This is a genomic window from Flavobacterium coralii (assembly GCF_019891545.1).
In the GTDB taxonomy this organism is placed as follows: Bacteria; Bacteroidota; Bacteroidia; order Flavobacteriales; family Flavobacteriaceae; genus Flavobacterium; species Flavobacterium coralii.
In genome coordinates, this window is sequence record NZ_JAHDIU010000010.1 from 23,937 (window position 1) to 38,069 (window position 14,133).

Annotated in this window: 15 protein-coding genes; 1 reads left to right on the forward strand and 14 read right to left on the reverse strand. The window is 42.6% G+C overall.

All coding sequences use genetic code 11. The features are described from left to right. Positions 1 to 2: 2 nt before the first annotated feature. The 13 genes from nuoL to KJK34_RS13120 form a co-directional block, all read right to left on the reverse strand. On the reverse strand, positions 3 to 1,883 hold the full coding sequence (gene nuoL, locus KJK34_RS13060; protein ID WP_223054337.1) for an NADH-quinone oxidoreductase subunit L: 1,881 nt from the start codon (positions 1,881 to 1,883) through the stop codon (positions 3 to 5). A gap of 6 nt (positions 1,884 to 1,889) precedes the next feature. After that, positions 1,890 to 2,210 carry an NADH-quinone oxidoreductase subunit NuoK gene (gene nuoK, locus KJK34_RS13065; RefSeq protein ID WP_223054338.1) on the reverse strand — a complete coding sequence of 107 codons (321 nt, stop codon included), beginning with the start codon at positions 2,208 to 2,210 and terminating at the stop codon, positions 1,890 to 1,892. A 1-nt stretch (position 2,211) separates the two neighbouring features. Continuing rightward, on the reverse strand, positions 2,212 to 2,718 hold the full coding sequence (locus KJK34_RS13070) for an NADH-quinone oxidoreductase subunit J family protein (protein WP_223054339.1): 507 nt from the start codon (positions 2,716 to 2,718) through the stop codon (positions 2,212 to 2,214). A gap of 1 nt (position 2,719) precedes the next feature. After that, positions 2,720 to 3,265, reverse strand: a complete 546-nt coding sequence (nuoI, locus tag KJK34_RS13075; RefSeq protein WP_223054340.1) for an NADH-quinone oxidoreductase subunit NuoI — start codon at positions 3,263 to 3,265, stop codon at positions 2,720 to 2,722. Positions 3,266 to 3,317: 52 nt separating this feature from the next. Further along, positions 3,318 to 4,349, reverse strand: a complete 1,032-nt coding sequence (gene nuoH, locus KJK34_RS13080; protein WP_223054341.1) for an NADH-quinone oxidoreductase subunit NuoH — start codon at positions 4,347 to 4,349, stop codon at positions 3,318 to 3,320. A gap of 2 nt (positions 4,350 to 4,351) precedes the next feature. Continuing rightward, positions 4,352 to 5,395: an NADH-quinone oxidoreductase subunit G gene (locus KJK34_RS13085; protein ID WP_223054342.1), complete on the reverse strand. Its 1,044-nt coding sequence runs from the start codon at positions 5,393 to 5,395 to the stop codon at positions 4,352 to 4,354. A gap of 124 nt (positions 5,396 to 5,519) precedes the next feature. After that, positions 5,520 to 6,887 carry an NADH-quinone oxidoreductase subunit NuoF gene (nuoF, locus tag KJK34_RS13090; protein WP_223054343.1) on the reverse strand — a complete coding sequence of 456 codons (1,368 nt, stop codon included), beginning with the start codon at positions 6,885 to 6,887 and terminating at the stop codon, positions 5,520 to 5,522. 2 nt (positions 6,888 to 6,889) lie between these two features. After that, complete coding sequence (locus KJK34_RS13095; protein WP_223054344.1) at positions 6,890 to 7,432, reverse strand: NADH-quinone oxidoreductase subunit NuoE family protein; 543 nt, start codon at positions 7,430 to 7,432, stop codon at positions 6,890 to 6,892. A gap of 136 nt (positions 7,433 to 7,568) precedes the next feature. Continuing rightward, positions 7,569 to 8,804: an NADH-quinone oxidoreductase subunit D gene (locus tag KJK34_RS13100; RefSeq protein WP_223054345.1), complete on the reverse strand. Its 1,236-nt coding sequence runs from the start codon at positions 8,802 to 8,804 to the stop codon at positions 7,569 to 7,571. A gap of 28 nt (positions 8,805 to 8,832) precedes the next feature. Continuing rightward, the gene (locus tag KJK34_RS13105) at positions 8,833 to 9,354 is read right to left on the reverse strand and encodes an NADH-quinone oxidoreductase subunit C (RefSeq protein WP_223054346.1); all 522 of its coding nucleotides are present in this window, start codon (positions 9,352 to 9,354) and stop codon (positions 8,833 to 8,835) included. A 7-nt stretch (positions 9,355 to 9,361) separates the two neighbouring features. Beyond that, positions 9,362 to 9,913 carry an NADH-quinone oxidoreductase subunit B gene (locus tag KJK34_RS13110; RefSeq protein WP_223054347.1) on the reverse strand — a complete coding sequence of 184 codons (552 nt, stop codon included), beginning with the start codon at positions 9,911 to 9,913 and terminating at the stop codon, positions 9,362 to 9,364. A 66-nt stretch (positions 9,914 to 9,979) separates the two neighbouring features. Next, positions 9,980 to 10,345 carry an NADH-quinone oxidoreductase subunit A gene (locus KJK34_RS13115; protein WP_223054348.1) on the reverse strand — a complete coding sequence of 122 codons (366 nt, stop codon included), beginning with the start codon at positions 10,343 to 10,345 and terminating at the stop codon, positions 9,980 to 9,982. Positions 10,346 to 10,636: 291 nt separating this feature from the next. Beyond that, complete coding sequence (locus tag KJK34_RS13120; protein ID WP_223054349.1) at positions 10,637 to 10,831, reverse strand: cold-shock protein; 195 nt, start codon at positions 10,829 to 10,831, stop codon at positions 10,637 to 10,639. 371 nt (positions 10,832 to 11,202) lie between these two features. On the opposite strand from KJK34_RS13120, the gene KJK34_RS13125 reads away from it, so the two are divergent. Further along, on the forward strand, positions 11,203 to 12,216 hold the full coding sequence (locus KJK34_RS13125) for a hypothetical protein (RefSeq protein WP_223054350.1): 1,014 nt from the start codon (positions 11,203 to 11,205) through the stop codon (positions 12,214 to 12,216). Positions 12,217 to 12,285: 69 nt separating this feature from the next. Here KJK34_RS13125 and KJK34_RS13130 read toward each other — a convergent pair whose 3' ends face one another. Continuing rightward, positions 12,286 to 13,869 carry an AsmA family protein gene (locus tag KJK34_RS13130; RefSeq protein ID WP_223054351.1) on the reverse strand — a complete coding sequence of 528 codons (1,584 nt, stop codon included), beginning with the start codon at positions 13,867 to 13,869 and terminating at the stop codon, positions 12,286 to 12,288. Positions 13,870 to 14,133: the final 264 nt, after the last annotated feature.

The window sequence follows — 14,133 nt, forward strand, 5'->3', positions numbered from 1 at the left end:
GATTATTTTAAGAAAATATAAGCTATAACAGAGCACATGCCCAGTACAAATATCAGCAGGTAAAAGCCTACGCTTCCGTTTTGTATGTACCTGCCCTGCGCCCCTATAAGTGTGGCGGCACGGCCCAGCCCAAATACGAAGCCGCTAATGGCTGCCTCGGTAACATTTTTAAAGAAGCTGCCTATGGCATAAATAGGCTTGACTATAACAGCCATATATATTTCATCTACATAAAACTTGTTATATACCACTTTTGTGAATCCTGTAATCTCGCTGTCCTGTGGCGGTACCTGCGCTTTACTGATGTATTTGGTGTAAGCAAGGCCTATACCTATAAGCGCACCCACAACGGCAATGCCCATAAGCATATACTCGGTAGTACCAAGCGCATGGTGTTGTGCCGGGTTAGCAATTACCGGTGCAAGGTAGTGGTTTAGCCAGCTGCTGCCCGGCAGGCTTATAGCGCCACCCACTAATGCCAGTATAGCAAGGACTATAAGTGGGAACGTTATCAACCCCGGCGATTCGTGCAGGTGGTGTTTTTGCTCCTCTGTACCTCTGAAGTCTTTGTAGAAGGTAAGGAATACCAGGCGGAACATATAAAATGCTGTCATTATAGAAGCTAATGAGCCTATTATCCACAATACTTTATCGTGATGAAAGGCAGTCATTAAAATTTCATCTTTAGAGAAGAAGCCCGAGAAAGGCGGCAATCCCGAAATGGCAAGTGTAGAAATCATAAAGGTGGCAAAGGTAATGCCCATAACCTTTTTAAGTCCGCCCATGTTGCGCATATCCTGTTCACCATGCATAGCATGTATAACCGAACCTGAACCAAGGAACAAACATGCTTTAAAGAAAGCGTGTGTTATCACATGAAAAACAGCAACCTCATAAGCACCAAAGCCAAGTGCCATGAACATGAGCCCTAACTGCGATACGGTAGAGTAAGCAAGTACTTTTTTAATGTCGTTTTGCGCAAGGCCAATGGTTGCCGCCATTAGTGATGTAATGGCACCTACAATGGCTATAATATGCTGGATATCCGGAGTAAGGTCGAAAACAAAGTTTAGCCTTGTTATCATGAAGATACCGGCCGTAACCATGGTTGCAGCGTGTATGAGCGCCGATACCGGTGTTGGCCCCGCCATTGCATCGGGCAGCCATGTATAAAGCGGTATTTGCGCACTTTTACCACATGCACCAATAAACAGGCACAGGGCAGCTATACCAAGCCATGCCATATCTATATCTGCTTCACCGCTTGCAATAATGTTGCGTATATCATTATACTCAACGCTGTGGAAAAGATAGCCTATAATAAAGATACCGATTAAGAAACCTAAGTCACCAATACGGTTCATGATGAAGGCTTTTTTAGCAGCGTCGTTATATTCCTGTTTCTTATACCAAAAGCCGATAAGCAGGTAAGAGCAAAGCCCTACGCCTTCCCAACCGATGAACATAATAAGCAGGTTGCTGCCCATAACCAGTATCATCATGAATAATACGAACAGGTTCAGGTAAGCAAAGAACTTATGGATGTTCTCATCATCATGCATATAGCTGATAGAGTAGATGTGTATTAGCGTACCAATACCGGTAACAAACATCAGCCATAGTAAAGAAAGCTGGTCGAGCTGGAAACCGAAATTAATGTCGAAGTTTACCATTTTCATCCAGGTGTACAGGTTAACCATTACAGGCTCTCCGGTATTATTTACCTGAAGGAAGAAAAACAGGGTTACAGCAAACGATACGGCAACAGCAAGCGAGCCAAGAGTCCCAGAAAGATTACCGCTAAGTTTTTTCCCTGCAAATATGTTGATTAAAAACCCGGCTAAGGGCGCTAATAGTAGTAGTAATGCCAAATTTGTCTCCATCAGGCGTTATCCTTTTAGTTTCTTTAAGTTATCGATATCAATGTTACTGATGTTTCTGTACACAGCTACCAGTATGGCAAGCCCTACGGCTACCTCGGCTGCTGCAACCGCCATAGAGAAGAACACGAAAACCTGCCCTGCGGCATCCTGGTGGTAAGTAGAAAAAGCTACCAGCAAAAGGTTAACGGCATTCAGCATAATTTCTATAGACATGAACATTACAATGGCATTCCTCCTGTAAAGAACCCCAAAGGCACCCACACAAAACAATAATGCAGAAAGGTATATATAATTGTCGATGCCTATCTCCTGTAAGATATTTTCCATATTAGTTGTTGATGTGTTCTTTTTTAGACAATAGTACTGCCCCTATCATTGATACCAGCAACAACACAGAGGCAAACTCAAACGGAACCATATAGTCGTTAAGCAATACCTGCCCCAGCACTTTTATAGACTGGTAGTCTTCTCCTGATACTTCATAAGTATATCCTGTTTGCTGTGCTTTTATGAAAGCGGCAAGCAATACAAGCGCTACAAGGCAAAATGATATAACAGCCGCAAGCCGCGACCATAGGGTTTTATTTTTTTCGTCTTCCTTATTCAAGTTCATGAGCATTATCGTAAAGAGCATCAATATCATGATAGCTCCCGAATATACTATAATGTGTACTATAGCAAGGAATTGTGCGTTGAACATAAGATAATGCCCGGCAATAGAGAAAAAGCAAAGCACAAGGTAGATAGCGCTGTGAATAGGGTTTTTACTGAAGATGGTTAAAAACGCAGTCGCTAAGGTAAAGGCCGATAAAATATAGAATAATGTTGTTATCATATTAATTAGCCGCTTGGTTTTGAGTGTTCTTAATAGCCATTTCTAACGGCATAACCAGTTTATCTTTGCCATAAATAAAATCTTCCCTGTCGCTGCTTGGCTTAACCATAACCCTGCTTTTGGTAAGGTAAATAGCCTGCTTAGGGCATGCCTCTTCGCAAAGCCCGCAAAAAATGCAGCGCAGCATGTTTATTTCATATATCGAGGCATACTTCTCTTCCCTGTACAGGTGCTTCTCCTCCGGAGTCCTTTCGGCAGCCTTCATGGTAATGGCTTCTGCAGGGCACGATAGCGCGCAAAGCCCGCAGGCAGTACAGCGCTCGCGGCCTTCCTCGTCACGCATAAGCATGTGCTGGCCCCTGTAAACAGGGCTAAGCGGCCTTGCCTGCTCCGGATAGCGTATGGTAACCTTTTTCTTGAAAAGGTGTTTTATGGTAATCATCAGCCCCTTGAAGATGGCAACAAGGTAAAGGCTCTCTGCAAAGGTCATCTTTTTGTTAGATACCTCCTTCTTCCTTCCCGATAATGATACGGTTTCTATTGACATTTCTAATATTGTTTAACCTGAATGCAGGTGTTTGTAATCTGTTATCTTACGGTTAGTCGGCTAATAAAATTACAAGTCCGGTTATAATAATGTTAGCTATACTAAGCGGAATAAGCATTTTCCATCCCAGGCGCATAAGCTGGTCGTAACGGAACCTCGGTACTGTCCACCTTACCCACATGTAGAAGAATATGAAACCGCAAAGTTTAATAAACAAAGCTATTATACCTAAAATGTTGGCGATGTTGATGCCCCAGTTGTTCTCTACCCAGTCCATACCCGGATAGTTGTAAGCGCCAAAGTAAAGTACGGCAAGTATGGTAGATGATATAAACATACTTGCATACTCCGCAAACAGGTAAAAGCCCATTTTCATTGACGAATATTCGGTGTGGTAACCACCAATAAGCTCGGCCTCACACTCGGCAAGGTCAAAAGGCGTACGGTTGGTTTCCGCAAACGAACATACTAAAAAGATAAGGAAGCCTACCGGCTGGTAGAACACGTTCCAGTTCATGCCGCTTTGCCCTGCTGCAATTTCGCGAAGGCTAAGCGTTCCTGTCATCATAATAAGTGCAATGATAGATAAACCCATTGCTACTTCATATGATATCATTTGGGAGGAGGCACGCATGGCACTCATAAGCGAGAACTTATTGTTAGAAGCCCAGCCGCCAATCATAATGCCATATACACCTACAGATAAAACACCAAATACATATAGTATAGCCACATCAATATCGGTAGCCTGTAATATAATATCGCGCCCGAAAAGGTGCAGTCTGTCACCCCATGGTATAACAGCACTCGTCATAAGCGCAGTAGCCATAGATATACCCGGGCCTACTATAAAAAGGAATTTATTTGGCGTGTTAGGGAAGAACTCTTCTTTGGCAAACAGCTTTAAACCATCTGCAAGCGGCTGTAATATACCACCTTTACCGGCACGGTTAGGGCCTATACGGTCTTGCAGCCATGCGGCTATCTTACGCTCGGCAAGGGTAGAGTACATTGCCATTAGCATGGTAAGGGCAAATACCGCAATTATAATAACACTTTTCTCTATAATTATAGCCTGATCCATACCTATACGTTTCCTTCTTTAAGTTCTTTCATTTCTTCAGCGTCAAGCGGAACATCTTTCATACTGATCTTCTTCCTGTCTATATCGCGCCCTAAAAGGATATTCTTTTCAGTCTCGATTTTAACCGGCTTAAGTTCCCTTGTATAGTTATTCTGGTTGATAACCGAATCTTTCTCAAATTTCCTCGGGCCTTCAATAACCCAGTCAGCCGGGTCTTTATGTTCGAAGCGGCACTCGTTACAGATGAATTCTTCCACTTCGTGGTACACATCCTTACGGGCAGTTACCCTTTGTATCTCATCACCAAACATCCAAAGCGTAGTTTTGCCACAGCACTTATCACAATCCCTGTGCGCATTGTATGGCTTATTGAACCATACCCTTTGCTTAAATCGGAACGTTTTATCAGTAAGCGCGCCTACCGGGCAAACATCTATCATGTTGCCGCTAAACTCGTTATCTATAGCTTTCGATATATATGTAGAAATCTGCGCGTGGTCGCCACGGTTCATTACGCCGTGCACCCTGCCGTCTGTAAGCTGGTCGGCAGTCATAACGCAGCGGTAGCACAGTATGCAGCGGTTCATGTGCAGTTGTATGTACGGGCCAATATTTTCAGGCTCAAATGTGCGCTTCTCTTCAATAAAGCGTGTTTTGGCAGCACCATGCTTAAAGCTAAGGTTTTGCAAATCACATTCGCCTGCCTGGTCGCACACAGGGCAATCCAGCGGGTGGTTGATAAGCAGGAACTCAGTAACTGATTTCCTTGCATCCAATACCCTTTCAGATGAGATGCTCTTTACCTCCATACCGTCCATAACACCGGTTACGCACGATGCCATCAGCTTAGGCATCGGCCTTGGGTCGGCCTCACTACCTTTGCTAACCTCGACTAAGCAGCAACGGCATTTACCGCCACTGCCTTTTAGTTTGGAATAATAGCACATTGCCGGCGGAACGGATTCGCCGCCTATCATTCGCGCAGCCTGCAGGATGGTTGTTCCCGGTTCTACTTCTATACTCTGGCCGTCTATTGTTACTTTCATCTTCAATTTTGTTTGAAAGTTTCATGTTTCATGTTTAAGGTTCCCCTTTGCACTAACATTACAACCTTATTTTGCTAAAGCGTTTACTTTAAACTTTACGACTTTAGACTTTTTGACTTAATTGTTATACTTCCTGTTTCGCTACCAGGTGCTTTACCTTTTCAAAAGGTTCGGCTACAAAGTGGTCGCGGTTCTTTATCTTTTCAGGGAAACGCACGTGGTACTCAAACTCATCGCGGAAGTGGCGTATTGCCGCCGCTACCGGCCATGCCGCCGCGTCGCCCAACGGGCAAATGGTGTTACCTTCTATCTTGCGTTGTATGTCCCATAACAGTTCAATATCCTCTTCACGGCCGTGGCCTGTTTCTATGCGGTGCAACACCTTTTCAAGCCAGCCTGTACCTTCGCGGCACGGCGAGCACTGCCCGCAGCTTTCGTGATGGTAAAACCGTGAGAAATTCCATGTGTTGCGCACTACACAGGTAGTGTCATTATACACAATAAACCCACCTGAACCCAGCATAGAGCCTGTTGCAAAACCGCCATCGCTCAACGATTCATAGCTCATAAGCCTGTCGTTGCCTTCAGCAGTTTTAAATATCAGGTTGGCAGGTAAAATCGGCACCGAAGAACCTCCCGGAACCAATGCTTTTAATGGCCTGTCATCCATCATTCCGCCAAGGTATTCATCAGAGTTCATGAACTCATCTACACCAAGGCCCAGTTCTATTTCATATACACCCGGGTTTTTGCAATGCCCCGAGGCTGATATCAGTTTTGTTCCTGTAGAGCGGCCTATGCCTATTTTAGCATATTCTGCACCGGTGTTGTTCACTATCCATGGCACAGCGGCAATACTCTCTACGTTGTTTACCACGGTTGGATTAGCCCACAAACCGCTTACGGCAGGGAATGGCGGTTTTATCCTTGGGTTACCCCTTTTACCTTCCAGCGACTCTATAAGTGCGGTTTCCTCGCCACAAATGTAGGCTCCGGCACCGCAATGTACGTGCAGGTCAAGGTCCCAGCCAGTACCCATTATGTTCTTGCCAAGCCATCCGGCAGCATAGGCTTCTTTAATGGCATTTTCCAGTATACGGAAAACCCACATATATTCGCCACGGATGTATATATACGATAAGTTACAGCCCAGTGCGTAGCTCGACGTTATCATTCCCTCAATTAAAAGATGGGGAATGTATTCCATAAGGAAACGGTCTTTAAAAGTACCCGGTTCCGACTCGTCGGCATTGCATACAAGGTGCCTTGGCTTACCTGATTTCTTGTCGATGAAACTCCATTTCATACCGGTAGGGAAACCAGCACCGCCACGGCCGCGCAGCCCCGAAGTTTTCACTTCTTCCACTACCTCGTCCGGCGTCATGCTTTTAAGGGCTTTCTCCACAGAAGCATAGCCGCCCATTTTGCGGTATATATCATAGGTTTTTATACCCGGTACATTTATGTGTTCTAATAATATTTTGCGTCCCATTTTTATTGTGTAATGGTCATTTTATGTAAATCTATTTTACCGGCACGGCAGTCTTCTATAAGCTGGTCCATTTTTGCCTGGTCAAGCTTCTCATAATAGTAGTCGCCCAGCTGAAGCATTGGTGCATAGCCACACGCGCCAAGGCACTCAACACCCACTACCTGGAACAGGCCGTCAGCCGTAACCTCGCCAACTTTTACACCAAGTTTATTGCAGGTATATTCCATAAGGTCTTCTGCACCACGCACGGCGCAGCATGATGTACGGCAAAACTCAAACATGAACTTACCGATAGGCTTTTGGTTGTACATGGTGTAAAACGTTACCACCTCATAAACCTCTACCGGCTGTATCTCAAGCAACTCAGCAACTTTGTCCTGAAGGGCAACGCTAAGCCAGTTGTTGTGGGCATCCTGTACTTCGTGCAGTACCGGCAGCAAGGCCGATTTCTTTTTATCGTCAGGGTAGTGGCTCAAAAGCTCATCTATCCTCGCCTGAAGCTCAGGTGTAATATTTATGTCCTGGTGTATGTGACTAACTTCCATACGCTAATTTTCTATTTTTGAATTTTGAATTTTAAATTCTGAATGCCTCCATCCAAAACCCAACTCAAATATTTCTCCTTTATCAGTGTGAACTTTAAAAATTTAAAATTCAGAATTTATAATTTAAAATTGCAGTTTAAGCGTCCAGCTCGCCTGCAATTACGTTAAGGCTTGACAGGGTTGCAATGGCATCACTCAGCATCTGGCCCTTTATCATGTCGTTAAACGCCTGGTAATATATAAAACACGGCCTGCGGAAATGCAGCCTGAAAGGGGTGCGGCTTCCATCGGTTATCAGGTAAAAGCCCAGCTCCCCGTTACCGCCTTCTACCGCATGGTATATTTCGGTTTTCGGTACCGGTACTTCACCCATTACTATTTTAAAATGGTAAATAAGCGCCTCCATGTTGTTGTAAACATCTTCTTTTGGCGGCAGGTAATAATCAGGCACGTTTGCGTGGAAAGGCCCTTCAGGCATCTTGTCAATAGCCTGGCGGATTATTTTTAAGCTTTCCCAAACTTCTGCGTTACGCACGCAGAACCTGTCATATGTATCGCCCGATTCTCCAACCGGGATATCAAATTCAAAATCTTCGTAAGAACTATACGGCGTCATAACACGCACATCATAATCTATACCGGCTGCGCGAAGGTTAGGGCCTGTAAAGCCGTAGCTTATTGCCTTTTCGGCAGAGATAGGGCCAACACCAATGGTGCGGTCCATAAATATACGGTTACGGCTAAGCAGGTTTTCAAACTCTGCCCAAATACCCGGGAATTCATTGAGGAACTCATCCAGTTTTTTCCATACAGCAGGGCTCCAGTCCCTTTCAAAACCGCCAATACGGCCCATGTTGGTTGTTAACCTGGAACCGCATATTTCTTCATATATCTCATAAATTTTCTCCCTGTACTGGAAAACGTAAAGGAAACCTGTAAGTGCACCTGTATCTACACCAAGTACCGAGTTACATATTATATGGTCGGCAATACGTGCCAGCTCCATAACAATAACCCTCATGTACTGCACCCTTTTAGGCACTTCAATGTCAAGTGTCTTTTCCAGTGTCATCCACCACGCCATGTTGTTGATGGGGGCAGAGCAGTAGTTCATCCTGTCGGTAAGCGGTGTTATCTGGTAAAACGGCCTGTTCTCGGCTATTTTTTCAAAAGCACGGTGAATGTAGCCCACTGTGCCTTCGCCGTCCAGTACCCTTTCGCCATCCATAAGCAGTATATTCTGGAAAATACCGTGCGTGGCAGGGTGTGTTGGCCCCAGGTTAAGTATCGACAGCTCGCTACCATCCTCATTCTGCCTTTTCTTGATCATCTCGGCATAGCGGTGCTCCGGTGGTAATAACAGGTCTGACATTTATATCAAAGTTATTTCAGGTTCATTATTATCTATTGTCTATAGTCCTTCCAAAGAAACGGTCGTCCTTATCGGTCCTTCCGCCATCTTCAAGAGGATATTCTTTGCGCATCGGGAAAACATCCATCTCATCCATGTTAAGGATACGCTTAAGCTGCGGGTGGCCATTAAACACTATGCCGTAAAAATCATACGTTTCGCGTTCCTGCCAGTTAGCGCTTAAAAACAGGTTGGTAGCAGTATCAATTTCAGGATTGTCTCCGTTAAGGTAGCTCTTAAACCTTATGCGCACGTTATCTACCCAGTTGTGCATGTGGTAGGTTACGGCAAACTGCCTTTCTTTATCGTTATCCGGATAATGGATGCCGCATACATCTGTAAGGAAATTAAAGCGCATTTGCGGGTCTTCTTTAAGAAAACGGAGAACCTCGTTAGCGCTTGATGCAGCTACTTCGAAAGAAAAAATATCTTTTATCTGAATAAATCCGGTTACGTTTTCGCCGAATTTCTGAGTAAGCCTGTCTTGTATAACAGATGTTTCTAAAGCCATACTGTCTTTATGAAATATTATATGATGCAAGGAGCTCTTTATACTCCGGTGAATTCCTTCTTCTTACCGATTCGGATTTTACTATTTCCTGCAGCTCCATTATGCCCTGCAATATCTGCTCAGGCCTTGGCGGGCAACCCGGTACATAAACATCTACAGGGATAACTTTATCTATACCCTGAAGCACTGAATAGGTATCAAACACACCACCCGATGATGCGCAGGCGCCTACGGCTATAACCCAGCGCGGCTCGCTCATCTGCTCATATACTTGGCGTAATATTGGTGCCATTTTTTTCGCAATGGTACCCATTACCAGAAGCATATCGGCCTGGCGTGGCGAAAAACTCATCCGCTCTGAACCAAAACGTGCCACATCATAGTGCGATGCCATTGTAGCCATGAACTCTATACCGCAGCAAGAAGTTGCAAAAGGCAGCGGCCAAAGCGAATTGGCACGTGCAAGGCCCACAACCTCGTCAAGCTTGGTGGCAAAAAAGCCCTGCCCCTCTACACCGGCAGGTGCGCCAACCATTTTTATATCTGTTGATTTGCTCATTTTTCTTTAATTTTTGATTACTGTTGTAACGGTGCAAAAAGCGTTCCGAACACGCAGTATTTCAATTTATTCCCACTCAAGGCCTTTTTTCTTCATAACATAGAAGAAGCCCACCACAAGCAGCAGCATGAATATGCCCATTTTAAGGAAGCCCTCCATACCCATTGCACGGAAGTTAACCGCCCACGGATACATGAAAATAACTTCTACGTCAAACAAAACAAAAAGTATGGCAACAAGGAAATATTTTACTGAAAAAGGTATACGTGCGTTACCTATAGATTCTATACCGCACTCAAAGTTTTTGTCTTTGTTAACCGAATTGCGCTTTGGGCCAAGAAAGTTAGAAACAGCTATTGTGCCGCCCACAAAACCTACAGCCAGCAGCAATTGCATCAGTATCGGGAAATAGTCTACCTGAGTAGTCTCCATTTGTCAGCTAATTTTAGTAAATAATTCACAAATATACACGCGAAACTTTAAAATGAATAATCCTTTTTAAAATGTATTGATTACATTGGTTTAATTTTTATTTAGAACGAATAAAAATTACAAACAATATGAAATCCCGAAATCTTAAAAAAATATTTTTATTGTAATAATGTGGTTTATCTCCTGCAAAATAAAGCAAAATCCTTGTTGTTTATTTAGCAGTATCTCAAAAAAAAGCCGCCCGGATGGGCGGCAGATTTTTTAACCAGGTAACAAGAAATATGTATATCCTTAAATAGCAGCTACCTTTGCTGCTACTTTACCTTTTCTTCCTTCTTCTTCTTCATAGCTAACGCTGTCGCCTTCACGCAGCTCGGCACCATTAAGGCCGGATGCGTGTACAAAGATATCTTTGCCTGTTTCGTCGTCTGTTATAAATCCGTAACCTTTGGATTCAATAAAGAATTTGATTTTGCCTGTTCGCATTTTGTAATAAAAAATAAATTAATAATCACCAAAGGTAAACTTATTTATCAAGTAGCAAAAAGATTATTAAAAAAATTACAAAAAAATTTTTATTCTTTAAACAATATGCGCTGTTTGCTGTAAAATCTTGTTCCAACAAGTATATTTATTGATTTTTATTCGAAAATATCATCAAATACATAAATTCTTAAGAATATCTTAACAGTAAAATAATTACATATTTTACGAAATTCATGTATTTTAACTTAAAAAAATGCTTTTTATCGATTATAATGTCGTTTATGGGTTAGTATTTTTATTTTATTTAACTTTATTACAAGAACTAAAGCCGGCTATTTGTTACTAAACGTTTAACTTAATCCAATTAATTTATGAAAACTAAACTATTATTAAAAGCTGCCGTGGCGGCACTGATTTTTACTGCCTGTAGCAGCGAAGACTCATCTAAATCGGGCAATTCCGACAATCTTAAAAACGAGTTTAATGAAGGTAACCTTGCCGAATTAAGGCAAAACAACCGCGACAACCTGAAACAGTATTTTACTATTGAAGCTAATGGTGAACGTGCAACTGTTGCTTCTGAAAAAGGAGTGAAAATTAATGTGGATACCCGCACACTAACAGCAAACGGCAGGCCTGTTCGCGGAACCGTACAAATTGAGTTTATTGAAATTTTTGGTATTGCCGACATGGTTGCCACCGGTATGCCAACAGTAGGGGTAAAAGAGGGAGAAGTTACTCCTGACTCTGAAATTAGCCCATTAATTACCGGAGGTGAGTTTTTTGTGGAAATAACTACAGAGGAAGGCCAGGTTGTTGATGATGGCGCTTCTTATACTTTAGAAGTACCTACAGAGCTTACAGGTGGCGAGGATACCGACACCAATGATATGATTGTGTGGACAGGTGAGGAAGATGAAAACGGCGATGTTGTGTGGGAAAAAGACACCGACGAAGACGGCAATCCGAGAGACGTTAGGGTTGAAGACGGTAAATACATCATGGAAATGCTTTCTTTCGGCTGGTGCAATATTGACAAGCTGATGGAAGTTGAAGGCGAGCGTACTGATATATGGGTTGATGTTCCTGACGGGTTTAATGATACAAACTCAGCTGTATATCTTTCTTATCAGGGTGGTTCTCAAAACATGCTGTTCGATATACAGTCCTTCAACTATGGTATTGATATGTTTGAGCAGCTTGGTAATTATATACCGGTTGGCGCTCAGTTTAATGTAATATTTGTTTCGGGATCGGGCAATAACTGGCTGATAGCAGTTAAGCAGGTAACCATTGTAGGTAACGATGTAATTGTTATTAATAATTCTGATATCGCTTCGGTTTCAGATCCTGCCCTTATCAGCCTGCTGAGCACTCTTCCTTAATATCCGTAAGAGGATTTTGTAGTTTTTAGTTAAGCAAGTCCCCGCTGCCATGCAGCGGGGACTTTTATGTTAACCGGCAACCTTTTGTACCACTTTGGGCAGTATAGTTTGTTTTAAGCCCTGCTGTACAAAACGCCACAAAAAGTTGAAAACCGATTTTGTTTTATCCCTTTCGGTTTTTACATCATCAGCTTCTTTCAGACCGGTCTCATTATTGCTGTTGCCGCTCTTGTTCTTAACCACAAGGTTACCCAAAAACGACAGCAGTCCTCTTTTGCCTTTACCGTCTTTCTCCAGCACTTTGAGCTTAAGGTTGTTGTAAGCAATGGCAAAGCTGCCGTGTGCATTATTCCTGTTGCCGTGAAAGGTAAACATAACATCTTTAATGTTACCTGTTGTGTGTACATTCATTAGTGCTCCGGATACAGTATTTATTTGCGAGGCATCTATATTCTGCAGATGGCCCTTTATGGTAAAGGCATCAGTTTTATCAGTAATATTAAAATGCCAGTTTACTTTAAGCGGGGCAGTACCCATAAACTTGCACTGCACATCTATATTGGTTTCAGGAAATTTTTCTTTACGGATAGGGCTGTAAACATTATATACGCTCGCATAAAAGCTGGTAAATGAAACTTTGCCTGGTTTCCTGTCATACGATTGCTGCTCTTCATAAACGATACTGCTGTTTTTCAGCATTAGCTTATCAACTTTAAGGTCAAAGTTAAGCTCCCGCAGCATCTGGCTGTACAGCTTTTTTATTGTTGGGTCGTCTTTAACCATTTTTCCTCTGTAAATATTTGCATTTACCTTATCCAGTACTACCTCCGGGGCATGAAAATAAAGCGTGTCGTTAACAAAACCCCAGTCGGTAGAAGGGATAGCTATACTTTTCGCAGAAATGGTAAACTGGTCGCGCTCAACAGGTATCATGCGGTTAAACTGCAGGCGTTTTTGCAGTGGCACAAGGTTGAAGCCTTTGGCTGTAATGCTGCTGTCGGTAGCGTTAACTCCTGTTGCTGTAATGTTATAGAAATCGTTGACATGGTAAAAAATGCTGTCGCAGCTAAACGTATAATTGCGGTAGCGCAGGGGTATGTTTTTTTCTACGGTGTTGCTGTCGATGCTTATGTTATTTATTTCAAAATTGATATTATCAGCTTTCGCTGTAAACTCATGAAGGGTGTCAAGCATCCTGAAGCGCCCGTTCTTAACGGCTACACTTTCGGTTTTGATAGTCTGCTTAAATGGCTGTACAAGGTCATCATTTGCGTTATATTTTTTCTCGCGTGGATACAGTATTATTTCAGGGGTATCAATTGTAACATTTTTAACCTCTATACGGTTTTCAAACAAAATGCCCCAAAGATTAAAATGGTTAGCTTCTATAGACTTGATTTTTCCGTAAGCACCCCTGTTCATGCTGGCCGCCGCGGTGTCTTTGGGTGCTATATAGGCTTCGGTAATGGTAATGCTGCCGCTAAGCAGTTGCACGTCGGCATCTTTGTAATTAATGTTGTAAGGAAAATCTTTCTCGGATTGCAGCGTTTCGGGCAGCTTTTTCTCTATATACCATGCAGCACCATAATTAACGGCAACAAGTAGTAGTGCTACTACTATCAACGTGATGCCGAGCCTCTTTAAAAATTTCATAAACAAGATTTAGTAGAGGAAAGATAAGCATTAAACACCTAACCTATTAAGGTTTAAGTTTTTATTAGGAGTTTAAAGAGTGGCTCCGCATAATAAATAGGTAATTGTTAACAGATAATATTATATTTTAACAGTTTTACTTAACTAAAAATCAATTAAAGGTTTTTAATGTTAAATAATATATATTATGCATTCATAATATTTTGAGCCGAAATGTTGTGTAATTCATATTTTATAGTAATTTTGAATAAGAGATTCTTAAAA

Excerpts from the sequence above, each read along its gene's own strand:
- KJK34_RS13095 (WP_223054344.1), bottom strand. The coding sequence starts at position 7,432 with ATGGAAGTTAGTCACATACACCAGGACATAAATATTACACCTGAGCTT.
- KJK34_RS13105 (WP_223054346.1), bottom strand. The coding sequence starts at position 9,354 with ATGGCTTTAGAAACATCTGTTATACAAGACAGGCTTACTCAGAAATTC.
- KJK34_RS13070 (WP_223054339.1), bottom strand. The coding sequence starts at position 2,718 with ATGATAACAACATTATTCTATATTTTATCGGCCTTTACCTTAGCGACT.
- nuoL (WP_223054337.1), bottom strand. The coding sequence starts at position 1,883 with ATGGAGACAAATTTGGCATTACTACTACTATTAGCGCCCTTAGCCGGG.
- nuoF (WP_223054343.1), bottom strand. The coding sequence starts at position 6,887 with ATGGGACGCAAAATATTATTAGAACACATAAATGTACCGGGTATAAAA.
- KJK34_RS13110 (WP_223054347.1), bottom strand. The coding sequence starts at position 9,913 with ATGAGCAAATCAACAGATATAAAAATGGTTGGCGCACCTGCCGGTGTA.
- KJK34_RS13130 (WP_223054351.1), bottom strand. The coding sequence starts at position 13,869 with ATGAAATTTTTAAAGAGGCTCGGCATCACGTTGATAGTAGTAGCACTA.
- nuoK (WP_223054338.1), bottom strand. The coding sequence starts at position 2,210 with ATGGAAAATATCTTACAGGAGATAGGCATCGACAATTATATATACCTT.
- KJK34_RS13125 (WP_223054350.1), top strand. The coding sequence starts at position 11,203 with ATGAAAACTAAACTATTATTAAAAGCTGCCGTGGCGGCACTGATTTTT.
- nuoI (WP_223054340.1), bottom strand. The coding sequence starts at position 3,265 with ATGTCAATAGAAACCGTATCATTATCGGGAAGGAAGAAGGAGGTATCT.
- KJK34_RS13100 (WP_223054345.1), bottom strand. The coding sequence starts at position 8,804 with ATGTCAGACCTGTTATTACCACCGGAGCACCGCTATGCCGAGATGATC.
- KJK34_RS13085 (WP_223054342.1), bottom strand. The coding sequence starts at position 5,395 with ATGAAAGTAACAATAGACGGCCAGAGTATAGAAGTAGAACCGGGAACA.
- KJK34_RS13115 (WP_223054348.1), bottom strand. The coding sequence starts at position 10,345 with ATGGAGACTACTCAGGTAGACTATTTCCCGATACTGATGCAATTGCTG.
- KJK34_RS13120 (WP_223054349.1), bottom strand. The coding sequence starts at position 10,831 with ATGCGAACAGGCAAAATCAAATTCTTTATTGAATCCAAAGGTTACGGA.
- nuoH (WP_223054341.1), bottom strand. The coding sequence starts at position 4,349 with ATGGATCAGGCTATAATTATAGAGAAAAGTGTTATTATAATTGCGGTA.